The organism is Providencia sp. 2024EL-00732 (assembly GCF_044006275.1).
GTDB classification, from domain to species: domain Bacteria; phylum Pseudomonadota; class Gammaproteobacteria; order Enterobacterales; family Enterobacteriaceae; genus Providencia; species Providencia huashanensis.
In genome coordinates this window covers 560311-582084 of sequence record NZ_JBIPDG010000001.1, presented here as the reverse complement: position 1 = coordinate 582084, position 21774 = coordinate 560311, and the positions used below count along the sequence as shown (strand labels likewise).

Annotated in this window: 22 protein-coding genes; 10 read left to right on the top strand and 12 right to left on the bottom strand. The window is 40.8% G+C overall.

Annotated elements, in window-relative coordinates; genetic code table 11:
* Window positions 1–35 precede the first annotated feature (35 nt).
* The gene (gene mdtI, locus ACHB7C_RS02710; protein WP_042843883.1) at window positions 36–368 is read right to left on the bottom strand and encodes a multidrug/spermidine efflux SMR transporter subunit MdtI; all 333 of its coding nucleotides are present in this window, start codon (window positions 366–368) and stop codon (window positions 36–38) included.
* Between the two features lies 1 nt (window position 369).
* On the bottom strand, window positions 370–798 hold the full coding sequence (gene mdtJ / locus ACHB7C_RS02705; RefSeq protein ID WP_042843885.1) for a multidrug/spermidine efflux SMR transporter subunit MdtJ: 429 nt from the start codon (window positions 796–798) through the stop codon (window positions 370–372).
* Between the two features lie 634 nt (window positions 799–1432).
* Between mdtJ and pdxK the strand changes: the two genes are divergently transcribed.
* Complete coding sequence (gene pdxK / locus ACHB7C_RS02700; RefSeq protein ID WP_048607124.1) at window positions 1433–2281, top strand: pyridoxine/pyridoxal/pyridoxamine kinase; 849 nt, start codon at window positions 1433–1435, stop codon at window positions 2279–2281.
* Between the two features lie 82 nt (window positions 2282–2363).
* Here pdxK and zwf read toward each other — a convergent pair whose 3' ends face one another.
* Window positions 2364–3839, bottom strand: coding sequence for a glucose-6-phosphate dehydrogenase (zwf, locus tag ACHB7C_RS02695; protein WP_042843887.1), 1476 nt, complete (start codon window positions 3837–3839; stop codon window positions 2364–2366).
* A 474-nt stretch (window positions 3840–4313) separates the two neighbouring features.
* Here zwf and ACHB7C_RS02690 point away from each other — a divergent pair, with 474 nt between their 5' ends.
* On the top strand, window positions 4314–5159 hold the full coding sequence (locus tag ACHB7C_RS02690) for a MurR/RpiR family transcriptional regulator (protein WP_042843888.1): 846 nt from the start codon (window positions 4314–4316) through the stop codon (window positions 5157–5159).
* Between the two features lie 199 nt (window positions 5160–5358).
* A complete protein-coding gene (pyk, locus tag ACHB7C_RS02685) occupies window positions 5359–6801 on the top strand; it encodes a pyruvate kinase (protein ID WP_042843889.1) in 1443 nt (480 codons plus the stop codon).
* A 62-nt stretch (window positions 6802–6863) separates the two neighbouring features.
* Here pyk and lpxM read toward each other — a convergent pair whose 3' ends face one another.
* The 3 genes from lpxM to znuA all read right to left on the bottom strand — a co-directional run bounded on the left by lpxM (window position 6864) and on the right by znuA (window position 10278).
* On the bottom strand, window positions 6864–7838 hold the full coding sequence (lpxM, locus tag ACHB7C_RS02680; RefSeq protein ID WP_042843890.1) for a lauroyl-Kdo(2)-lipid IV(A) myristoyltransferase: 975 nt from the start codon (window positions 7836–7838) through the stop codon (window positions 6864–6866).
* A gap of 118 nt (window positions 7839–7956) precedes the next feature.
* Complete coding sequence (mepM, locus tag ACHB7C_RS02675) at window positions 7957–9297, bottom strand: murein DD-endopeptidase MepM (protein ID WP_129465874.1); 1341 nt, start codon at window positions 9295–9297, stop codon at window positions 7957–7959.
* Between the two features lie 21 nt (window positions 9298–9318).
* Window positions 9319–10278: a zinc ABC transporter substrate-binding protein ZnuA gene (znuA, locus tag ACHB7C_RS02670; protein WP_042843892.1), complete on the bottom strand. Its 960-nt coding sequence runs from the start codon at window positions 10276–10278 to the stop codon at window positions 9319–9321.
* 76 nt (window positions 10279–10354) lie between these two features.
* Here znuA and znuC point away from each other — a divergent pair, with 76 nt between their 5' ends.
* Together znuC and znuB are read left to right on the top strand one after the other, a co-directional pair.
* Window positions 10355–11122 carry a zinc ABC transporter ATP-binding protein ZnuC gene (znuC, locus tag ACHB7C_RS02665; RefSeq protein ID WP_042843893.1) on the top strand — a complete coding sequence of 256 codons (768 nt, stop codon included), beginning with the start codon at window positions 10355–10357 and terminating at the stop codon, window positions 11120–11122.
* Window positions 11115–11900 (top strand): zinc ABC transporter permease subunit ZnuB, encoded by a 786-nt coding sequence (gene znuB, locus ACHB7C_RS02660; protein WP_042843895.1) that lies wholly within the window; start codon window positions 11115–11117, stop codon window positions 11898–11900. Before znuC ends, znuB begins: the two co-directional genes overlap by 8 nt.
* Window positions 11901–12445: 545 nt before the next feature.
* On the opposite strand, the gene ruvB is transcribed toward znuB, so the two are convergent.
* The 6 genes from ruvB to aspS all read right to left on the bottom strand — a co-directional run bounded on the left by ruvB (window position 12446) and on the right by aspS (window position 18031).
* Window positions 12446–13456 (bottom strand): Holliday junction branch migration DNA helicase RuvB, encoded by a 1011-nt coding sequence (ruvB, locus tag ACHB7C_RS02655; RefSeq protein WP_042843896.1) that lies wholly within the window; start codon window positions 13454–13456, stop codon window positions 12446–12448.
* 16 nt (window positions 13457–13472) lie between these two features.
* Window positions 13473–14090 (bottom strand): Holliday junction branch migration protein RuvA, encoded by a 618-nt coding sequence (gene ruvA, locus ACHB7C_RS02650; RefSeq protein ID WP_042843897.1) that lies wholly within the window; start codon window positions 14088–14090, stop codon window positions 13473–13475.
* A 142-nt stretch (window positions 14091–14232) separates the two neighbouring features.
* Window positions 14233–14754, bottom strand: a complete 522-nt coding sequence (ruvC, locus tag ACHB7C_RS02645) for a crossover junction endodeoxyribonuclease RuvC (RefSeq protein ID WP_042843898.1) — start codon at window positions 14752–14754, stop codon at window positions 14233–14235.
* 276 nt (window positions 14755–15030) lie between these two features.
* Window positions 15031–15774 (bottom strand): YebC/PmpR family DNA-binding transcriptional regulator, encoded by a 744-nt coding sequence (locus tag ACHB7C_RS02640; protein ID WP_042843899.1) that lies wholly within the window; start codon window positions 15772–15774, stop codon window positions 15031–15033.
* Window positions 15775–15805: 31 nt separating this feature from the next.
* The gene (nudB, locus tag ACHB7C_RS02635) at window positions 15806–16237 is read right to left on the bottom strand and encodes a dihydroneopterin triphosphate diphosphatase (protein ID WP_042843901.1); all 432 of its coding nucleotides are present in this window, start codon (window positions 16235–16237) and stop codon (window positions 15806–15808) included.
* A gap of 9 nt (window positions 16238–16246) precedes the next feature.
* Window positions 16247–18031 carry an aspartate--tRNA ligase gene (gene aspS, locus ACHB7C_RS02630; RefSeq protein WP_042843902.1) on the bottom strand — a complete coding sequence of 595 codons (1785 nt, stop codon included), beginning with the start codon at window positions 18029–18031 and terminating at the stop codon, window positions 16247–16249.
* A gap of 494 nt (window positions 18032–18525) precedes the next feature.
* On the opposite strand from aspS, the gene ACHB7C_RS02625 reads away from it, so the two are divergent.
* From ACHB7C_RS02625 to cmoB, 5 genes are all read left to right on the top strand, one after another.
* Window positions 18526–18849, top strand: a complete 324-nt coding sequence (locus ACHB7C_RS02625) for a DUF4377 domain-containing protein (protein ID WP_042843903.1) — start codon at window positions 18526–18528, stop codon at window positions 18847–18849.
* A 98-nt stretch (window positions 18850–18947) separates the two neighbouring features.
* Window positions 18948–19352 carry an NUDIX domain-containing protein gene (locus ACHB7C_RS02620; protein ID WP_042843905.1) on the top strand — a complete coding sequence of 135 codons (405 nt, stop codon included), beginning with the start codon at window positions 18948–18950 and terminating at the stop codon, window positions 19350–19352.
* 149 nt (window positions 19353–19501) lie between these two features.
* A complete protein-coding gene (locus tag ACHB7C_RS02615) occupies window positions 19502–19900 on the top strand; it encodes an MAPEG family protein (protein WP_210831762.1) in 399 nt (132 codons plus the stop codon).
* 128 nt (window positions 19901–20028) lie between these two features.
* Window positions 20029–20778 carry a carboxy-S-adenosyl-L-methionine synthase CmoA gene (gene cmoA, locus ACHB7C_RS02610; protein WP_042843907.1) on the top strand — a complete coding sequence of 250 codons (750 nt, stop codon included), beginning with the start codon at window positions 20029–20031 and terminating at the stop codon, window positions 20776–20778.
* A gap of 2 nt (window positions 20779–20780) precedes the next feature.
* Window positions 20781–21752 (top strand): tRNA 5-methoxyuridine(34)/uridine 5-oxyacetic acid(34) synthase CmoB, encoded by a 972-nt coding sequence (cmoB, locus tag ACHB7C_RS02605; protein WP_042843908.1) that lies wholly within the window; start codon window positions 20781–20783, stop codon window positions 21750–21752.
* Window positions 21753–21774 lie beyond the last annotated feature (22 nt).

Below are 21774 nucleotides of genomic sequence, written 5' to 3'. Positions count from 1 at the left end.
TTGGGCTTATATTACTTTTCAATATACCAAATAGGTTAAGACATTTTAATCAGCACCATTCCTAGCAATAGCAGCACTATCCCACCCCAACCTTTATAATTTAGCCGCTGGTTGAAGAGTATCCAGCCTGCAGCTACTGTGGCAATAATACCAAACGCACCCCATAGAGCATAAGCAATTGATAATTCAATGCCTTTTACTGCTTGGGCTAAGGAACTAAAAGCCCCTAATACCGCCACCAACGATAAAATACCTAACCAATATCGTTTAAAACCATTCGACATCTTTAGTAAAATATTGGCGATAATTTCGAGTACTACCGCTAGGATCAAAAAGGCTGCATGCCACCATTCAAAATGACTGGCCATCTTATGCCTCCGACTTAGCTTCGCGTCCAACTAGAGCATTAGTTTTGGCTGCATTGACCGCATTTTGCGTTACTTGTTTTACCTTTTGTGCAGATTGGCGAACAGTGGCTTTTTTGGTCCCTGATTTAATCAAGCCAATACCGGTGATCAGTAATACTAACCCACCGATTTTCATGGGTGATAACGTTTCTCCAAACCACATTACGCTAAATGTCGTAATAAATAAGATCCCGATACCTTCCCACAGTGCGTATGCCACACCTAAAGCCACTTTTTTTACTGCAACGGCCAATAAAATATATGATGTTGCTATCATGACATACATCACCACCATACCGGTGAAATCGCCACTGACACTGGCATGTTTCATTGATAAGGTACCGATAACCTCGGTTATGATAGCTAATACTAAAAATATCCAATAAATCATTATAATATCTCTCTATATGCAGCCGCGTAATAGACTGTTTTTTATACAGACCAAGGGGTCAAAATACCCATACGCAGTTGTTGAAAATTCAAATAAATAACAACGTGTTGCTGAGTTTATTCAGCAGAATGAATAATCGAGAGAGACGCTATAATGCACCACACCAGTAGTGTTCACTGGAAAGGATAGCTGAAAGGAAAAGCCGATGTGTCGTTCTTTTTTGGGACTTACTGATCTTGCCGCTAGTTGAGCTAAGCATGATATCTCATTCTTTTCATCAGGTAGACATCTACCCAATTTACTCCGAACCCTCATGTTGATAGTTAATTACTGCTTATTTTTAGCATGTCATTTTTATTAAGTCAATGAATATAAACACCTTTTGGTTTGAATAAAAAATCGCATAATTATGCATCGATAAACACGATAAACGTAACTTTGGCATTCTAAAAACGAATAAAAAGTCGAAGATAATACGTTTTACACAAATATTTTTTAATAAAAAAATAGATTTTTACCCTTTTTTTCACTTTACAGGCAGCACTAATATGCTATTTGATCTTTAACATTGACAAGCTAGTTGAACAAGCTTCTTATAGTAGCTATATGATTGAAATATACCTAAGAGAGAGTCATGAACACCTTCAGCCTTACCTCCAATAGTTTTCAAAATGCCGCCGATGCGACTCCACTACCCTATGATGTTGTATCAATCCAATCTCAAGTTATTTATGGTAGCGTCGGTAATAGTATTGCGGTACCTGCACTCACCAAGCAAGGCCTGCGTGTTGCTGCCGTTCCCACTGTGGTACTCAGCAATACCCCACATTATTCTACTTGCTATGGTGGTGAATTGCCTGGTGAATGGTTTCGTGGCTACTTAAACGGCTTTATAGAGCGAGGTAGTTTAGACTCAGTAAGAGCTATCCTTACAGGTTACTTAGGTTCCCCTGAGAAAGCACAAGACTTAGCTAACTGGCTAATACGCATTCGGGAGCAACGCCCAACATTGCCAGTTATTGTTGACCCAGTTATGGGGGATGAAGATAGCGGCTTTTATATTCCGCCAGAAATCGCCGAAGTTTACCGTGACAAGGTCATCCCTTTAGCAACGGGTATCATTCCAAATAAATTCGAATTAATGACATTGAGTGGTAAACAGGTCAATAATTTAGATGACGCTGTTAACGCGGCACGCACGCTATTAAAAGGTAATACTCAATGGGTGATTATCACCAGCGCATTTCAGCCTGATGAAGACAATATCGAGGTAGTTTGCGTGACACAACATGAGGTTGCGGTGATCCGTCACAAACGTTACCCCGTGACCCCCAAAGGGACTGGTGACTTATTTGGTGCAGAGTTAACCGCCCAACTTCTTGCGGGGCTTTCAGTGCCTGACGCAGCCAAAATGGCCTGTTTACGTATCGAACAAGGCATTATTCATATGGTTGCCACGGGCCGCAGTGAGTTAATTCTCTAAGTGTTTATCTCCCCCTCACGACAAAAAAAGCCAAACAATTGTTTGGCTTTTGCGGGATGAGTTAACTAAATAACATCAGCTGTTACTCAAATTCATTCCAAGAACGCCCATCGCGAGCAATCATGGCAACAGAAGCAATCGGCCCCCATGTACCTGCTTGGTATGGTTTTGGTGCGTCATTATCCATTGCCCATGCATCAATAATGGAATCAACAAACTTCCACGCTTCTTCTACTTCATCACGTCGTACAAACAATGCTTGGATCCCTCTCATCGCTTCGAGTAGTAAGCGTTCGTAGGCATCGGCTAAGTGTGTTTGATTGAAAGTTTCTGAAAAGCTTAAATCCAGTTTTGTAGTTTGTAACCGATGTTTATGATCAAGACCCGGTGCCTTGTTCATAATTTCAATATCAATCCCTTCATCTGGCTGTAGACGAATGGTTAATTTATTTTGCGGCAGGTCTTGGTAGCTTTCAGAGAAAATATTCAATGCCGGTTTTTTAAAGTAAACAACCACCTCAGAACATTTTGCAGGTAAACGTTTACCGGTACGTAAGTAGAAAGGAACGCCAGCCCAACGCCAATCATCAATATCTACGCGCAGGGCAACAAATGACTCAGTCATGCTTTGTTTATTCGCCCCATCTTCTTCTAAATAACCAGGGACTTTTTTGCCTTGCACAAAACCTGCAGTGTATTGCCCACGAACTGCTTTTTCACGCACATTGCTGTGGTCGATTCGGCGCAGTGAACGTAATACTTTCACTTTTTCATCACGAATACGGTCGGTCGTTAAATCTGCTGGGGGTGACATTGCTATCATCGTTAAAATTTGCAGCAAGTGGTTCTGTACCATATCACGCATTTGCCCTGCTTGGTCAAAGTAACCCCAGCGACCTTCAATACCAACCTCTTCTGCTACGGTAATTTGCACATGGTCAATAGTGCGATTATCCCAGTTATTAATAAATAACGAGTTAGCAAAACGCAGAGCTAATAAGTTTAAAACCGTTTCTTTACCAAGGTAGTGGTCAATACGATAAACTTGGCTTTCATCGAAATACTTCGCTACTTCATTATTAATTTCTTGTGAGGATGCTAAATTCGTTCCTAATGGTTTCTCCATTACGACACGATTAGGTTTTTTATTTAATTTTGCATGACCCAGTCCTTGGCACATAGCCCCAAATGTGCTTGGCGGCATAGCGAAATAATGGATAGCTGGCTGGGAATCTTGTTTTAACATTTCAGCGAGACGAACAAAACTTTCTGTTTCATTAACGTCCAAGTTACAGAAATCTAAGCGTGCGCTGAGCTTTTCCCACAATGCTGAATCGAGTTCCTCTTTTAAGAACTTATGTAACGCTTCTTCGACGAAGTTAACATAATCATCTTGGCTCCACTCTGCACGGCCAACACCTATGATACGCGTGTCTGGGTGGATGTAGCCTGCCTTTTCTAATTGATAAAGCGACGGCAGCAGTTTGCGACGTGCAAGGTCACCCTTGGTGCCAAAGATAATTAAGTCACAAGCTTGAGCAGCATTATGTACCGCCATATTGGTTCTCCTCAATTTGCGGAATCTAAGACCTAACTAGGATAGGCCTTATTGTAATTTTGTTAAAATTAGCCCTAATTCCGCTAATGTACCCTGTTGCAAGTGTCCAGTAAATGTTCATGATGCCGATCACAGTTTTTATGCTGAAAAAAACAACATAATTTTGTCCTAATCTCATGTTATAACGGGAATATTCTTTATTGTACGAAAAGTGCGCATCAAAACTGAATGGAGCCAGCCCGTGAAACAAAATAACCAAATCTGTAGGATGTTTACTAATCTGAAAATTAGATACGGGTCAAAGTTTCACAAAAAAGCTACCATTTAGCCTCTGCATTCAGATAGTTTACACATCATACATAGTATATTTTCACACACCATAACAGCCTCATGAATAAGAAACTTAAAATCAACACTAGGATAACGTGATGGCTCAAAAATTTCTCCTTTCGATGAAATAGGCGCTTTTGCTATATGAATATTTTAGAACAAATGAAAATGAGTCTCGATTTTTTAAGTAAATCAGAAAAAAAAGTGGCTGAAGTCATTCTAGGCATGCCGCAAAACGCTATTCATCTTAGTATCGCAGCCTTAGCACAATTAGCAGACGTTAGCGAACCAACAGTGAATCGTTTTTGCCGAAAAATGGACACTAAAGGGTTCCCTGATTTTAAATTACGGCTCGCACAAAATTTAGCGAATGGCACCCCCTATATAAACCGCCATGTGGAAGAAACGGATACCGTAAACACTTATACACACAAAATTTTTGAATCAGCTATGGCAGGCCTTGATAACGTAAAACATACCTTAGATATCAGTGCCATCAATCGAGCAGTCGATTTATTAACGCAAGCACGAAAAATAAGCTTTTTTGGTTTTGGTGCTTCTGCGGCTGTCGCTCATGATGCGATGAATAAATTTTTCCGCTTTAATATTCCTGTCATGTACTTTGATGATATTGTTATGCAACGCATGAGCTGCATCAATAGTATTGAAGGAGATGTCATCGTGTTAATTTCCCATACAGGAAGAACCAAAGCACTCGTTGATATGGCTTATTTAGCCCGTGAAAATGATGCCACCGTAATTGCTATCACCTCAGAAAATACCCCTTTAGCACAAGCCGCCTCCCTTGCCATTATTATCGATGTCCCAGAAGATACGGATATGTACATGCCAATGGTTTCCAGAATGGCACAGCTCGCTGTTATTGATGTGTTAACCACTGGCTTTACGTTAAGAAGAGGTGAAAAATTTAGAGATAACTTGAAGCGCGTCAAAGAAGCATTACGTGATTCGCGGTTTGATAATGCCTGAATACAATAAATTGGCAGTGTGAATGATTTTCTTTGCTTATCAGACTTTAATAGTTTTGCAGACCTGATAGCATAAAAATATTCGCAGTATATAATAGCTGTGCTCGTGTCAGCATCCCTATTTGCAGTAAACAGGTTTCGAAATGGAGTGAAATGGTTTCACTCTTTTATCAACACCATACAGGTCAACGGAGTAATACATGTCTAGACGGCTTAGAAGAACTAAAATTGTTACAACTCTTGGTCCAGCTACTGATCGTGATAATAACCTTGAAAAAATTATTAACGCTGGTGCCAACGTTGTTCGCCTTAACTTCTCCCACGGAACTCCAGAAGACCATCAAATACGTGCTAATAAAGTACGTGAAATTGCCGCTCGTTTAGGTCGTCATGTTGCGATCCTCGGTGATTTACAAGGTCCAAAAATTCGCGTTTCTACCTTTAAAGATGGCAAAGTTTTCTTAAATGTTGGGGACAAATTTATTCTTGACGCTAACCTAGGTAAAGGGGAAGGCGATCAACAAAAAGTAGGTATTGACTATAAAGGTTTGCCTGCTGATGTAGTACCTGGCGATATCCTGCTCCTTGATGATGGACGTGTTCAATTAAAAGTACGTGAAGTCCAAGGCCTGCAAGTATTCACTGAAGTTACGGTTGGTGGTCAGCTCTCAAATAATAAAGGCATTAATAAATTAGGTGGTGGCCTTTCTGCTGAAGCATTAACTGATAAAGACAAAGAAGATATTAAAACCGCAGCAAAAATTAACGTAGACTATTTAGCTATTTCTTTCCCTCGTTCAGGTGAAGACTTAGATTATGCACGTCGTTTAGCACGAGATGCAGGCTGTGAATGCCAAATTGTAGCGAAAGTTGAACGTGCCGAAGCCGTTGCTAATGATGAAGTCATGGATGAAGTGATCCTTGCATCTGATGTCGTTATGGTTGCTCGTGGTGACCTCGGTGTTGAAATTGGCGATCCTGAACTGGTCGCGGTTCAGAAAAAATTGATCCGCCGCTCACGTCAATTAAACCGCGTCGTGATCACCGCGACACAAATGATGGAATCGATGATCACCAACCCAATGCCAACTCGTGCAGAAGTTATGGACGTAGCAAACGCGGTGCTTGATGGTACAGATGCGGTTATGCTTTCAGCTGAAACGGCAGCAGGTCAATACCCAGCAGAAACTGTTGCTGCGATGGCGCAAGTGTGTTTTGGCGCAGAAAAAATGCCTGGCTTGAATGTCTCTAAACACCGTTTAGATGCAGAATTTAATAGCCCAGAAGAAGCTATTGCGATGTCAACAATGTACGCAGCTAACCACCTTAAAGGGGTTAAAGCCATTATTGCGATGACAGAATCAGGCCGTACCGCTCGTATGATGTCACGTATTAGTTCTGGCTTGCCTATTTTTGCAATGTCACGCCATGAGAAAACACTCAACCAGTGTTCACTATACCGTGGCGTTACTCCGGTTTTCTGTAGCACCCATACTGATGGAATCGCTGCCGCCAATGAAGCGGTAACTCGCCTACGCGACAACGGCTATTTAATGAGTGGTGATATTGTCCTAGTTACTCAAGGTGACTTGATGGGGACTATCGGTAGTACCAATACTTGCCGTATTTTAGAAGTCGAATAACCTTTTGCCCTCGCCTATTCAGGCGGGGGCTCATTTCATTGTTAACGTATAGTATCCGATAGTTAGCGGTATAAATCTTTACGCTGATAAGGCTCAATTTCCCCTTCTTTGCGGGTTTTTAGTAATTTCAATATCCACGTATATTGCTCAGGGTTCGGTGAAACAAGGTATTCCAATTCCTCATTCATTCTTCGTGCTATATATTCATCATCCTTACCATCAATATCATCCATCGGTTCACGAATATAAATATGTAATTGATGTGTTTTATGGTCATATACAGGAAATAGCGGAACAACTTTTGCTTTGCACACTTTCATCAACCGACCAATTGCAGGTAACGTCGCTTTATAAGTACCAAAAAAATCGACAAACTCACTGTGCTCTTCACCATGGTCTTGGTCTGGAAGATAAAACCCCCAGTATCCTTGCCTGACAGAGGCGATAAACGGTTTGATACCCGCCTCCCTTGAGTGTAAACGCCCACCAAAATGATAGCGGGCTTTATTCCATAAATAATCCGCTACAGGGTTTTTCTGGTGATGAAACATAGCGGCCATAGTCTGACCTCTTGCCGCTAATAACATAGCTGGGACATCAACTGCCCAACCATGAGGCACCATAAAAATCACATTACTTTGTTGTTGTTTTAAGCGTTCAATGATTTCTTCATTATGCCAATGTGTTCTTGCGAGTGTTTTATTTGCTCCGCGAAGACATAATTCAGCTAACATAACAAAAGACTGCGGCGCAGTTTCAAACATGCGGTCAACCAATTGTTCTCTTTGTGATTCCGTTAATTGTGGGAAACAATAAAGTAAATTGATTTTAGCGCGACGACGCGCACTTTTAGCTACCCGTCCTACCCATTTCCCTGCCTTTGCTAGTAATGGGTCCCGAACTTTAACAGGGATGTAAGCTAAGCCTGCTAATACAGCTGCGCCCATCCAAACTCCCCAATATTTAGGTAGTAGATAGGAACGATGAAAGGTTGGTACATACCCTTTTTTACTATCAGTGTCTTGGTCTTTATTCATGCTGCACTCAAGTGAATAACGGCTATCTTTTATAGCCTATAATAATAATTTTCGAAAGCATTACAAAGAAAACTGGCAGATACAAGTACCTGCCAGCTATGAAAAATAAGATCATTAATTATTGCAGTTTAAGTTGGGGTTTTGTTTCTTTAACTAACGCTAAGTATTCTTTCCTTTCTTTCCCCGTTAAACCACCAGAACTTGGTAATTTTGCTGTTAGTGGATTCACTGCTTGTTGGTTAACCCACATTTCAAAATGCAAATGAGGCCCCGTTGAACGCCCTGTATTACCAGATAATGCAATACGATCACCACGTTTAACTTTTTGGCCTGGCTTCACTAATAATTGACGTAAGTGCATATAGCGAGTGGTATACTGGCGACCATGGCGGATCGCGATAAAATTCCCCGCCGCACCACTGTATTTCGATACAATCACTTCGCCATCCCCTACTGCAAGGACAGGTGTCCCTACTGGCATAGCAAAGTCGACACCTTTATGAGGTGCTACACGCCCTGTAACCGGGTTTACACGACGTGGGTTAAATTGGGAAGAAACTCTAAATTGTTTTGCCGTTGGGAAACGTAAAAAACCACGTTCTAAACCATTCCCTTCACTGTCATAATAACGGCCATCTTCCGCACGGAATGCATAATAGCTTTTCCCATTAGTTTGCAACCGAACACCTATTAACTGGCTTTGCTCACTACGACCATTAAGCATTTCGCGGCTCATTAGAACACTAAATTTGTCGCCTTTTTTCAATTTACGAAAATCAACTTGCCATTGTAAAGCTTTAATCACGTCACGACCTTCACTACGCGTTAAACCTGCTTTACTCGTGCTTTGTGCAAATGTACCGTCGACTGTCCCTTTTAAGACGCTATTTGTCCATTCGCCAGTGCGAATTTGTTTAGCTTCTTCAAATTTATTCGTTGCTCCAACACGGGTAAACACACGAGTTTCACGGCGAGAAACCTCCCATGTTAAAGACTCTAACTCGCCTTGATCTGTCAAAGACCAATTTAACGATTGACCTATTTTAAGATTTCTTAGTGATTTATGTTGATTTGATAGCGTCGCAACATCACCTGCTTCTATACCGAATTGGGTTAAAATGGTTGTTAAATTATCACCACTTGCCACAACATACTCATGGGGTAATGGCGCAACCTCTCCACCGGTCTCAGCAGCTTCAGCCTCAGTGTCAGCTAACCCTTCATCAGGAAGTTGATCGCTACTATCTTGAATTATATCGTCAGTGGCGTCACGAGGAGAAAGTAAAGAGAGTGGAATAATAGTATCAGGCGTACCATCATTTTCAGAAGTGGCTGGTATATGGACTGGCCGCCAAATTGCGACGGCCATGGTAGCTACTGTGAGCGTACTTAATACAATTTTGTGAGTTCTAGACAGGCTACCATATACCTGAGCCAGACTTTTGGCCATTTGCTGCACTTAAACAATTCCTTCTATTTTTTAATTCAGGCAGCTGGCGTATTGTTCCGACAATTGTGTCAAAAACTGCATGTAGCTATCTGGCCCTATAGCCAGCCCAATTCCAAGTGGGTCGAGAGTTCCCATTTTTACTCCCGTATTACGTGCTACACTTTCAATCACAGCAGGCCTGAATTGTGGCTCAGCAAAAACACATTGCGCTTTATGCTCAACCAATTGAGTTCGTATTTGATGTAATTTCTGCGCACCAGGCTGTATTTCCGGATTTATCGTAAAATGCCCCAATGGAGCTAATTGATAGTGTTTTTCAAAGTAGCCATAAGCGTCGTGAAAAACGAAATAACCCTTGTTTCTAGCTGGCTGCAAAATCTTAGCAATTTTTTCATCATTTTGCGCCATATTTTCTTTGAATTTACGAAGGTTTACGTCTAGCTTATTTTTTTGTTCCGGATAAAGCTCTACTAAATGTTCATAAATGTCCTGTGCAGCAGAATTTGCAATGTCTGGGGATAACCAGATGTGCATATTATACTCACCATGGTGATGATGTTCGTGATCCTTGTCATAGTTAGCCTCATCACCATGTTCATGGGTGTGCTCATCTTCGTGAGGCTCTGCTAAAAGTAATGATTTGATATTTTCCTGCTCGGCCAATGCTAGTCTTTTATTCTGTGGTAACGTATTGATTGGCTTTTGTAAAAACATTTCCATATCCGGTCCAACCCAAACGAATAAGTCAGCCTGTTTAATTTTTTTCAAATCAGAAGGTTTAAGCGCATAATCATGGGGGGATGCGCCATCGGGAAGGAGAACTTGGGTACCGGTTACACCGTCAGCAATTCCCGCTGCGATAAAAGCTAATGGACGAATTGAAGTGACAACATCCGCATAGGATGCAGACACCATAGTTGCACTCAATACGGATGTTGCCACCGCCCCGAAAAGAAATTTACGGGCAATATGTTTCGATTTATGTATCATAGCAGTCTTTTTCCGTGATTTTAATTTTGAAATGTTATAATATAACACAACATGAATTCTGCAAGATGTTTTTCATATGCAACCATTACTCACTTTAAATAAGATTTCTGTTTCATTTGGCGAAAGACAAGTTCTCGAAAACGTCTCCTTTGAGCTAAATAAAGGGGATATCGTCACGCTTTTAGGCCCTAATGGGGCGGGGAAATCGACAATTGTACGTGTCGTGTTAGGGTTACTGGCCCCGACATCGGGTACCGTAACACGCGACTCTTCCCTTGCCATTGGCTATGTTCCACAAAAACTTCATTTGGACACAACCCTTCCTCTTACTGTTAAGCGCTTTATGTTATTAAAACTCGGTGCACGCAAAGAACATTTACTGCCTGCACTGGAACGGGTTAAAGCAGCACATTTACTTGACCAACCAATGCAAAAATTATCAGGTGGTGAAACCCAACGAGTTTTGCTCGCTCGCGCATTACTGAATAAACCTGACCTACTGGTTCTTGATGAACCTGCGCAAGGTGTCGATATTACAGGGCAAGTTGCGCTATATGACTTAATTAACCAATTAAGAACTGAGCTCGGTTGCGCGGTATTAATGGTTTCCCATGATTTGCATTTGGTTATGGCTAAAACGGATAAAGTGCTATGTATCAATGGGCATATTTGTTGTTCAGGCGCTCCGGATGTAGTTTCAAATCACCCTGAATTTGTTGCCATGTTCGGCTACCGAGGTGCACAACAATTAGGGGTATACCGTCATCAACATAATCACCAACACGATTTAGAAGGTAATATTATTTCAGGGCATCAGCATAACAAGGACTGTAAACATGATTGAATTGTTATTACCTGGTTGGATTGCAGGCATGCTACTTGCTATTGCGGCTGGCCCTCTTGGTTCTTTTGTTGTATGGCGCCGAATGTCTTATTTTGGCGATACGTTGGCCCATGCCTCTTTATTAGGTGTCGCCTTTGGGTTGCTTTTAAACATAAACCCATTTTATGCGATTATTGCCGTAACTTTGTTATTAGCTTTAATACTGGTATGGTTAGAAAAACGCCCTCAACTTGCTGTTGATACCTTGCTTGGTATTATGGCTCATAGCTCACTGTCATTAGGTTTAGTCGTTGTTAGTTTAATGGCAAATGTCCGTGTAGACCTAATGGCCTATTTATTCGGCGACCTACTCTCTGTAAGTTACGAAGATATTACCATAATACTGGTTGGTGTTATTGTTGTTTGTGGGTTGCTTTTTTATCGTTGGCGGGCACTTTTATCTATTACTGTCAGCCCTGAATTAGCATTTGTGGATGGTATTAATATCCAACGCTTACGTTTATTGCTTATGTTAGTTACTGCATTAACTATTGGTATCGCAATGAAATTTGTTGGTGCGCTAATTATTACCTCCTTATTAATTATACCCGCAGCTACAGCCCGTCGATTTGCCCACACCCCTGAGCAAATGGCATTTATAGCAATTATCATTGGTATGCTTTCAGTTACTGGGGGGCTAACCTTTTCCGCTTTTTACGACACGCCAGCAGGCCCGTCTGTGGTGTTAATTTCAGCGGTCTTATTTATATTTAGCTTATTAGTTAAAGCAAAGAATTAATTCATTATCAAAATATGCATATGCCCTAGTCTTTTTTAACTAGGGCACTTTGTTATGAGTTTACCCTCTTATTTATTACCTTTCCTTTATTTATTACTTTTCCTTTATTTATTACTTTTCTTTTGTTTTTTTGTATAGAGTGGCTAACTAATTTGAGTAAGATTAAATAAAAGCTACCTCTACCCTAGTGGGCTTACTTTCAGCATTCATCAAAAAGAATAAAGAGTCGTATTTTTATAGGGCAATTATTATTTAAAATAATAATTAAGTTTAGCCTATATTAACTTCAGACATAAGACAGCAAGGTTATATAATACGATACAATATTATAGTAATAAAAAAGTGACTACTAAGACCTTGCTACTTGCCAAGGTCGTAGAATTGAATAAGGCATAAATTATTAATAATATACGAATAATTTAAGTTTAAACAGAATATTGATACTCTGTGAACATGCCCGTTTATGCCTTTGTCGTTATTTATAACCGTATATCAAGCTTGCAAACTACCTGTTATTTAGCTTTCCCCAACCGTGAAAAAAGTAATTAAACCTCTTTTGGAGACAAACCAAAGTGATTGTAGGCGTGTGTTGTTGCCATGCGACCTCGAGGTGTACGCTGGATAAAGCCTTGTTGGATCAAATAAGGTTCCAGTACATCTTCTATTGTTTCGCGTTCTTCACCAATAGCTGCGGCAAGGTTATCCACGCCAACCGGCCCCCCCATAAATTTATCAATAATTGCGACTAATAATTTACGGTCCAAATAATCAAACCCTGCGGCATCAACATTTAGCATGTCTAGTGCTTGGTTAGCAATCTGTTCATCAATAGACCCATCACCTTTAACCTGTGCGAAATCCCGTACACGACGTAACAAACGGTTTGTTATGCGTGGAGTCCCCCTTGAGCGCATGGCTACCTGATGAGCACCACCTTCGGTGATATCTAACCCCATGTATTGTGCACTTCTTTTAACAATATGCTGTAAGTCGTCCACTTGATAAAACTCTAAGCGTTGCACAATACCGAAGCGATCCCTTAACGGAGAAGTTAATGACCCAGCACGTGTAGTTGCCCCAATTAGAGTGAAAGGTGGTAAATCAATTTTGATTGAACGTGCAGCTGGGCCTTCACCAATCATGATATCTAATTGGTAATCTTCCATGGCAGGATAGAGAATTTCCTCAACAACAGGCGAAAGCCGATGAATTTCATCAATAAATAACACATCATGGGGTTCAAGATTAGTCAACATAGCAGCAAGATCGCCTGCTTTTTCTAAGACCGGCCCTGATGTGGTACGTAAATTCACGCCTAATTCATTTGCGACAATCCCTGCAAGCGTTGTTTTACCCAGCCCTGGTGGCCCAAATATTAATAAATGATCGAGTGCGTCCCCTCGCATTTTGGCTGCTTGAATAAAAATTTCCATTTGGTTTTTAACTTGTGGCTGACCAATGTATTCATTCAACAGCTTAGGTCTGATCGCACGGTCAATAGCTTCTTCATCTGACTGCAACACTTCAGCGGTAATTAGGCGATCAGCTTCAATCATATTAATAGTCTCTCAATCAGAGTGCTGCACGTAAGGCATCACGGATCAATGTTTCTGAATCACTACCAGGTTTAGCTACTTTGCTGACCATCCGGCTGGCCTCTTGCGGTTTATAACCTAAAGCAATCAAGGCTGCCGCTGCCTCAGCTTCAATATCCGCAGTGCTTGGCTGTTTACTGTTAACATTAGGAAGATTGATATCACTTGTTTGATTAAACAGATCCCCATTAAGGCCTTTAAAGCGGTCTTTCATTTCAACCACTAAGCGTTCTGCGGTTTTTTTACCAATACCGGGAAGTTTCACTAGTGATGCAATTGCTTCTTGTTCTATTGCTGAAACAAATTGTTGGGCGGACATACCCGATAAAATCGCCAGAGCCAATTTTGGACCAACACCATTGACTTTAATTAATTCCTTAAATAGCGCTCTTTCTTGCTTATCATTAAAACCGTACAATAATTGGGCATCTTCACGAACTACAAAGTGAGTAAAAACAATAGCTTCTTGGCCAATATCTGGTAGTTCATAGAAGCACGTCATTGGCATATGGACTTCATAGCCAACCCCTTGCAACTCTAATAATACTATTGGTGGTTGTTTTTCTAATACAATGCCACGTAAACGACCAATCACATTGAGCCCCTCTGTTATCGTCTAAAATTCGACCAATTTAGCCTGCTATTATTAATACTGCTGTTTATACCATAAAAAATGCTGGATGCATATCCAGCTGAGAAGCTATTTATTATTAAAAAGTTACTTGAAGAGCAGTAAACTACCTCAATCGCCCGCGCGTTAACACCAGTCGTGGGTCTCCAACTTTCAGTAAATTTTGATTAAAATGGCAATGGGTGATCGCAATTGCCAAAGCATCAGCCGCATCAGACTGAGGGTTCGCTGACAACTTGAGTATAGACTTAACCATATGCTGTACTTGGCTTTTTTCAGCAGCACCTGTACCGACAACGGTCTGCTTTACTTGCCGTGCCGCATATTCGAACACAGGGATATTTGCATTGGCTGCAGCAACAATAGCAACTCCCCTCGCCTGACCAAGTTTTAAAGCTGAATCCGCATTTTTTGCCATAAAAACTTGTTCAATTGATAATATATCAGGTTGGTATTGGGTGATAATTTCCGAGACACCCGCGTAAATTCGTTGCAGACGACTTGGTAAATCATCAACTTGAGTCCGAATACAACCACTACCCAAATACAGCAGTTGCCTGCCTTGTTGGCGAATAACACCGTAACCGGTGACTCTTGAACCGGGATCAATCCCTAATATAATCGCCATATAAAATCTATTTATGCCTCTTTATATTAATTACATCATAATTTATTGTTCTGGTTAGCTGCATAATACTATCAATTTCAATTAAATAGCTATTTGAACATCATAATATTAGCCAAGCATATATGTAAAAATAAATTAAGTTATCAGTATTGAAAAGTATAGCGAATAAAAGAAGGGATATCATGGAAGGCGTTAGAGAAAACAGGCTGCAACAGCCCGCTTTCTCTACGCGGATATGTCTTAAATTGTAGCGAGTGTAATAAAACACCTCACTTTTTACAGTGTCGCTGCAACTTCGTCAGAAATATCACCGTTGTGATAAACTTCCTGAACATCGTCAGAATCTTCTAACATATCAATGAGTCGTAACAGTTTTGGCGCTGTTTCTGCATCCAACTCCGCTTTTGTTGATGGGATCATTGAAACTTCAGCGGCTTCGCTAGTAAAACCAGCGGCATCAAGTGCGTCTTTTACTTCACCGAAAGTTTCTGGCGTCGTATACACATCCATCGCACCATCATCGTAAGTTTCTACGTCATCAGCACCCGCTTCTAATGCCGCTTCCATCAAGGCGTCTTCATCAACACCTGGTGCATAAGTGATCACACCACGTTTAGTAAACAGATAGGCTACAGAGCCATCCGTCCCTAAGTTACCACCGGTTTTAGTGAAAGCATGACGCACTTCAGAAACGGTACGATTACGGTTATCGCTTAAACATTCAACCATAACCGCTGTTCCACCAGGGCCATAACCTTCATAAATGATTGTTTCCATATTATCGTTATCATCATTACCCACACCACGTGCAATTGCACGGTTTAAGGTGTCACGAGTCATGTTATTTGATAACGCTTTATCTACAGCTGCACGTAAACGTGGGTTAGTTGCGGGATCACCCCCACCTAAACGGGCTGCTGTAACTAATTCACGGATAATTTTTGTAAAAATCTTACCGCGTTTCGCATCCTGGGCTGCTTTACGGTGCTTGGTATTGGCCCATTTACTATGACCTGCCATGAAATATCTCCAAAAACGTCAATACAATAAATTAAATAGCAAATTCTAAAATAGCCTGACTGTTACTCCATGATTTGGTTAATTTGGCGGCTTCTTGCGGCGTCAACCAACGAAAATCAGTATGTTCAGTCAGTAATGGCATTTGTTCTTCATCGAGAACTAGTTTAAACCAGTGCTCTTTGCAATGTGATACATCTGGTGCATAACGATGCCTGAAATGCGCGAAAATTTCAAAAATGATACTATGAAATAAGTCTTGTGGCGGATTTTGTTCGACGTCAAAACCTGTTTCTTCTTTAATTTCACGACACGCCGTTTCAAACGGCGTTTCGTTAGATTCCAGACTTCCCGTTACTGACTGCCAAAAGTCTGGATCATCGTTACGCCTTAACATAAGCACCCGACCACTATTTTTAGCCACGATAATGACTAATACCGATTCTGGGCGCTTATAGATTTTCATTCGGCGTTATCACTCTTCATTTTTTACTTCTAGGTCTTTTGCAACGACGGCAATGGCTAACTCAGTTAAAGCCTCTGGGTTCGCATAGCTTGGTGCATTTGTCATTAAACATGCTGCCGCCGTTGTTTTTGGAAACGCAATAACATCACGGATGTTATCAGTCCCAGTTAGCAACATCACTAAACGGTCAAGACCAAATGCAAGACCTGCATGTGGTGGTGTACCATATTTTAATGCATCTAATAAGAAACCAAACTTCTCTCGCTGATCTTCTTCATTAATACCTAAAATACTAAATACAGTTTGTTGCATCTCATTACGGTGAATACGAACAGAACCGCCACCCACTTCATAACCATTAATTACCATATCATAAGCATTGGCAACTGCTTCTTCTGGCTTGTTAGCGAGATCTTCTGGAGTGAAGTCTTTCGGTGACGTGAATGGGTGGTGCATAGCAGTTAAACCACCTTCACCATCTTCTTCAAACATTGGGAAGTCAATCACCCACAGCGGTTGCCAGCTATTTAAGTTGGTGATTTCAAAGTCGCGACCAACTTTCAAACGCAACGCGCCCATTGAATCTGTGACAATATTTTTCGCGCCAGCACCAAATAGAATGATATCACCATCAGCAGCACCTGTGCGCTCAAGCAATTGGTTAATAACCTCTTCGCTCAGGAATTTAGCCACTGGGCTTTGAATACCTTCAAGGCCTTTTGCACGCTCATTGACTTTCATCCACGCCAAACCTTTCGCGCCGTAGATACCTACAAATTGACCATATTCGTCAATCTGTTTACGTGTCATTGCGGCACCACCAGGGACTTTTAATGCAGCCACTCGGCCTTTAGGGTCGTTTGCTGGACCTGAAAATACCGCAAACTCAACATCTTTAACGATGTCAGCAACATCCACCAGCTCCATTGGGTTTCGCAGGTCTGGCTTATCAGAACCATAACGGCGCATTGCTTCCGCAAAAGTCATGATTGGGAAGTTGCCTAAATCAACCCCTTTTACCTCTAACCATAAGTTACGGATCATGCGTTCCATGATTTCACGCACTTGCTCAGCGGTCATAAATGAGGTTTCGACGTCGATTTGGGTAAATTCAGGTTGACGATCTGCACGTAAGTCTTCATCACGGAAACATTTTACGATTTGATAATAACGGTCAAAGCCAGACATCATCAGTAACTGTTTGAACAGTTGAGGTGATTGTGGCAGCGCGTAGAATTTACCTTTATGTACACGGCTTGGGACTAAATAGTCACGAGCGCCTTCAGGGGTCGCTTTGGTTAACATTGGGGTTTCTACATCTAAAAACCCTTCTTTATCCATAAAATTACGCACAAAACTGGTAATTTTTGCACGGGTACGCAAACGCTCAGACATTTCAGGGCGGCGTAAATCCAAATAACGGTATTTTAAACGACGCTCTTCTGTATTCGTTTGATTGCTATCTAATGGTAGCGGCTCAGAGCGGTTAAAAACATCAAGCTCTTCAGCAAAGATTTCAATTTCCCCAGTTGCCATATCTTTATTTTTTTGGCTATCTGGGCGCGCGCGTACTGTCCCTGTGATTTGGATACAGAACTCATTACGCAGCTCTGACGCTTTTTCAAATATGTCTTTGCGATCCGGATCGAAAAAAACTTGTACGATACCTTCACGGTCACGCATATCGATAAAAATCAAACCACCTAAGTCACGACGGCGGTTTACCCATCCACAAAGGGTGACCTTTTGGCCTTCATGAGCAATGTTTAACTGCCCACAATAATTAGTACGCATACAATATCCTTTTACTCAGCTTGTTGTGCATTTGCTTGCTGCGGGAATTTGGCATTTTGCTGAACATTGAGCTGAAAATTCAGAATGTCAAAAAGGCAGACATTATACAGGAAATTCTGTCAGACAAATAGTTACGGATCTAACTTATCGCGTAAACCATTTTGTTTTTAATCATATTTTCATCAATTTTAATGCCACCAATAAATAACATTAAAATTAAATCACTAGGCATGCAGACAGCACACAATGATCTGTTCGATTTTAAGTGACTATGAGCACCATGTACATATTACTACAAAGGTTTATTTTATCTGTTCAAGGGAATATTGAATAAAAAAACAACCTTTTGTTGATTTCATTACCTATCGTTATTCAGCAACACCATTTTTAGTGACAAAATTTTCTATTTAGGAATCGTTACCTTTTTCAGTTTGCTATAATCGAAAACTGTATAAATGCTCAATTAATCATCATCTGCTGTTTAAGGATTGCATATGAAAAAAATGTTACTTGCCTCATCCATAATTATGCTACTTGTAGGATGCCAAACTGTGAAACCCGCAGATACTGATAATACCAAAACATTTTATGTCGATTCTTCACTCGCTGACTGTGTCGGCGTTGCCCCAATGAAATGTATGAAAGTAAAAGAAAACCCTAATGATGACTGGCAATTATTTTATAATTCAATTCAAGGCTTTGAATACCAACCCGGTTTCACTTATACCCTACAAGTGAAACAGTTTGATGTGCCAAACCCACCAGCAGATGCCCCAAGCATTCGCTATGAACTTGTCAAAATCATTGAAAAAAAATAATGTTTAATCATTAAGCTAGGGTTTCTACCCTGCTTAATGATTTTACTCAGTGTAAACTTCAAATTTTTATTATCAAAAAATAAAAGAGTGACGACATTGTGACTGATAAAATTATTGATAAGCTGGGGTTAATCGCCTTATCACAAAGCAAAATTGCCATGGTTCGCTCCCATAACAAACAGCTGTTTTATATCCCTGGCGGCAAAAGAGAGCTTGGTGAAACGGATGAACAAGCATTATGCCGTGAAATTGATGAAGAACTCACACTAAAACTGGACACTAGCTCTATTCGTTTTTACGGTGAATTCATTGGGTTAGCGGATGGCAAGCAAGATGGCACTCAAGTCCGTATTCGTTGTTATTTTGCCGAATATAACGGAAAACCGCAGCCTGCAGCTGAAATTGCTGAACTCGCTTGGTTTGATAGCCATGATTTATCACGCTGTTCCACAACAGCAGTACATATTTTACAACGATTAAAACAAGATGGTTTAATCAAATAAGATTGAATGATTACCCAAAAAAGTTGTGATTTTATTTGTCCTATGGCTTTTTAAGAATTACAATTTACAAAATATCGTTAATACACATTACTATAACTTATATTTTTAGGTGTTTTCATAGTTTGATTCGTTTTATGGTGGAGTAAAAAATGGTCAGCTCTTTGTACGCTGTACTAGGTGCCTTACTGCTGCTTAGATTATCTTTAAATGTTGTGAAGCTGCGTAATCAATATCGTATAGCTTATGGTGATGGCGGTTTTTATGAATTACAAACTGCAATCCGTGTTCATGGCAATGCCATCGAATATATCCCTATCTCCCTTATTTTGTTACTTTTTATGGAGATGAACGGCGCACAAGTTTGGATGATCCACGTTTGTGGTCTTATCTTAATTGCGGGTCGCTTACTTCATTCCTATGGCTTAAAAAACCATGACTATACATATCGCCGTTCAGGTATGGTAGCAACCTACCTTGCTATGGCATTGATGGTCATAGCAAACACTTATTATTTGCCATGGATACAAATCGTTTCGTTTAATCTTTAATTTTTATCGTCTATACGGCACTTACTCACGTGCCGCCGCATTATTCCATGGTATATGGATAGATTTTCAGAAAGCAGCCTTTCTGATACAATCCCCCACTACTTTTGTTTTTGATTAATACAGAACTTATGTCAAGTCAGGACCCAACCCAAAAAGACAGCCTTTTTTCTGCACCTATTGCTAACCTTGGTGATTGGCAATTCGATGAAAAAGTTGCCGAAGTTTTTCCCGATATGATCCAGCGTTCAGTACCGGGGTATTCAAATATTATTACCATGATTGGCATGCTTGCTGGTCGTTTTGTTAAGCCACACAGCCGAGTCTATGACTTAGGGTGTTCGCTAGGTGCTGCCACTTTATCTATAAGACGCAACATTACCGTCGAAAATAGCCAAATCATCGCAGTCGATAATTCACCTGCAATGGTCGAGCGATGCCGTCGTCATATTGATGCTTACCGTGCAGATACACCGGTTGAGGTTATTGAAGGCGATATTCGAGATATCAATATCGAAAATGCCTCAATGGTTGTGCTCAATTTTACCTTACAATTCCTCAATCCGAATGACCGCCAGTTATTACTGAATAAAATTTATCAGGGGTTACAACCAGGTGGTATCTTAGTACTTTCTGAAAAATTTAATTTTGAGGATCAAAAAATAGGTGAATTATTGTTCAATATGCACCACGATTTTAAACGTGCAAATGGCTACAGTGAGCTAGAAATTAGCCAAAAACGCAGCATGCTAGAAAATGTGATGCTGACAGATTCTGTTGAAGCTCATAAAGAACGCCTAAAAAATGCAGGTTTTACTCACTGTGAGGTTTGGTTCCAGTGCTTTAATTTCGGTTCACTTCTAGCACTTAAAGAGGCTTGAGTATGATTGATTTTGGTCGTTTTTACCAACAGATCGCTGTTGGCCCTTTAAGTCATTGGCTTGAAACCCTTCCAGCGCAAATTACTGAATGGAAAAAGCAAGGTTTACATGGCGGTTTTTCCTCATGGGAAAAAATGTTAGATAACTTACCTGTCATGACACCAACACATTTAGATTTACTCAACAGTGTCACTGCCACACGTGAGCCCGAACTGACATCCGGTGAGACTCGACGTTTAAATAATATCCTTGAGCAATTAATGCCTTGGCGAAAGGGGCCATTTTCACTGTATGGCGTCAATATTGATACCGAATGGCGTTCTGATTGGAAATGGGATCGCGTTTTGCCTCATATTTCGTCGTTAAAAGACCGCTATGTGTTAGATGTCGGTTGTGGAAGCGGTTATCACATGTGGCGCATGTTAGGACAACAAGCTAAATTTGTCGTCGGCATTGACCCAACAGAGCTGTTTTTATGCCAGTTCGAAGCAGTCAGAAAACTATTAGGGGATGACCAACGTGCCCATTTATTACCTCTAGGGATAGAGCAACTCCCTGCACTTAACGCGTTTGATACCGTATTTTCAATGGGTGTACTATATCACCGTCGTTCACCACTTGATCACTTATGGCAACTGAAAAATCAGTTAGTTAACGAAGGTGAATTGGTCCTTGAAAGCCTTGTCATTGAAGGTGATGAGTTCCAATGTCTAATCCCGGGTGATCGCTATGCTCAAATGCGCAATGTGTACTTTATTCCTTCAGCTAAAATGCTCAAAGTTTGGTTAGAGAAATGCGGTTTTGTGGATGTACGTATTGTTGACCAAGCGGTGACATCTTTGGAAGAACAGCGCCGCACACAATGGATGAGAACAGATTCATTAGCGGAGTTTTTAGACCCTAATGACCAAACTAAAACCATTGAAGGTTATCCTGCACCGTTACGCGCTATCTTAGTTGCTCGCAAACCTTAAAACTAAAACGCCTAGGGGAAGT

Excerpts from the sequence above, each read along its gene's own strand:
- znuA (WP_042843892.1), bottom strand. The coding sequence starts at position 10,278 with ATGATACATAAATCGAAACATATTGCCCGTAAATTTCTTTTCGGGGCG.
- mdtJ (WP_042843885.1), bottom strand. The coding sequence starts at position 798 with ATGATTTATTGGATATTTTTAGTATTAGCTATCATAACCGAGGTTATC.
- zwf (WP_042843887.1), bottom strand. The coding sequence starts at position 3,839 with ATGGCGGTACATAATGCTGCTCAAGCTTGTGACTTAATTATCTTTGGC.
- ACHB7C_RS02625 (WP_042843903.1), top strand. The coding sequence starts at position 18,526 with ATGAAAAAAATGTTACTTGCCTCATCCATAATTATGCTACTTGTAGGA.
- ruvB (WP_042843896.1), bottom strand. The coding sequence starts at position 13,456 with ATGATTGAAGCTGATCGCCTAATTACCGCTGAAGTGTTGCAGTCAGAT.
- cmoB (WP_042843908.1), top strand. The coding sequence starts at position 20,781 with ATGATTGATTTTGGTCGTTTTTACCAACAGATCGCTGTTGGCCCTTTA.
- ruvC (WP_042843898.1), bottom strand. The coding sequence starts at position 14,754 with ATGGCGATTATATTAGGGATTGATCCCGGTTCAAGAGTCACCGGTTAC.
- ACHB7C_RS02690 (WP_042843888.1), top strand. The coding sequence starts at position 4,314 with ATGAATATTTTAGAACAAATGAAAATGAGTCTCGATTTTTTAAGTAAA.
- mdtI (WP_042843883.1), bottom strand. The coding sequence starts at position 368 with ATGGCCAGTCATTTTGAATGGTGGCATGCAGCCTTTTTGATCCTAGCG.
- znuB (WP_042843895.1), top strand. The coding sequence starts at position 11,115 with ATGATTGAATTGTTATTACCTGGTTGGATTGCAGGCATGCTACTTGCT.
- nudB (WP_042843901.1), bottom strand. The coding sequence starts at position 16,237 with ATGAAAATCTATAAGCGCCCAGAATCGGTATTAGTCATTATCGTGGCT.
- cmoA (WP_042843907.1), top strand. The coding sequence starts at position 20,029 with ATGTCAAGTCAGGACCCAACCCAAAAAGACAGCCTTTTTTCTGCACCT.
- znuC (WP_042843893.1), top strand. The coding sequence starts at position 10,355 with ATGCAACCATTACTCACTTTAAATAAGATTTCTGTTTCATTTGGCGAA.
- ACHB7C_RS02615 (WP_210831762.1), top strand. The coding sequence starts at position 19,502 with ATGGTCAGCTCTTTGTACGCTGTACTAGGTGCCTTACTGCTGCTTAGA.
- pyk (WP_042843889.1), top strand. The coding sequence starts at position 5,359 with ATGTCTAGACGGCTTAGAAGAACTAAAATTGTTACAACTCTTGGTCCA.
- lpxM (WP_042843890.1), bottom strand. The coding sequence starts at position 7,838 with ATGAATAAAGACCAAGACACTGATAGTAAAAAAGGGTATGTACCAACC.
- ACHB7C_RS02640 (WP_042843899.1), bottom strand. The coding sequence starts at position 15,774 with ATGGCAGGTCATAGTAAATGGGCCAATACCAAGCACCGTAAAGCAGCC.
- aspS (WP_042843902.1), bottom strand. The coding sequence starts at position 18,031 with ATGCGTACTAATTATTGTGGGCAGTTAAACATTGCTCATGAAGGCCAA.
- pdxK (WP_048607124.1), top strand. The coding sequence starts at position 1,433 with ATGAACACCTTCAGCCTTACCTCCAATAGTTTTCAAAATGCCGCCGAT.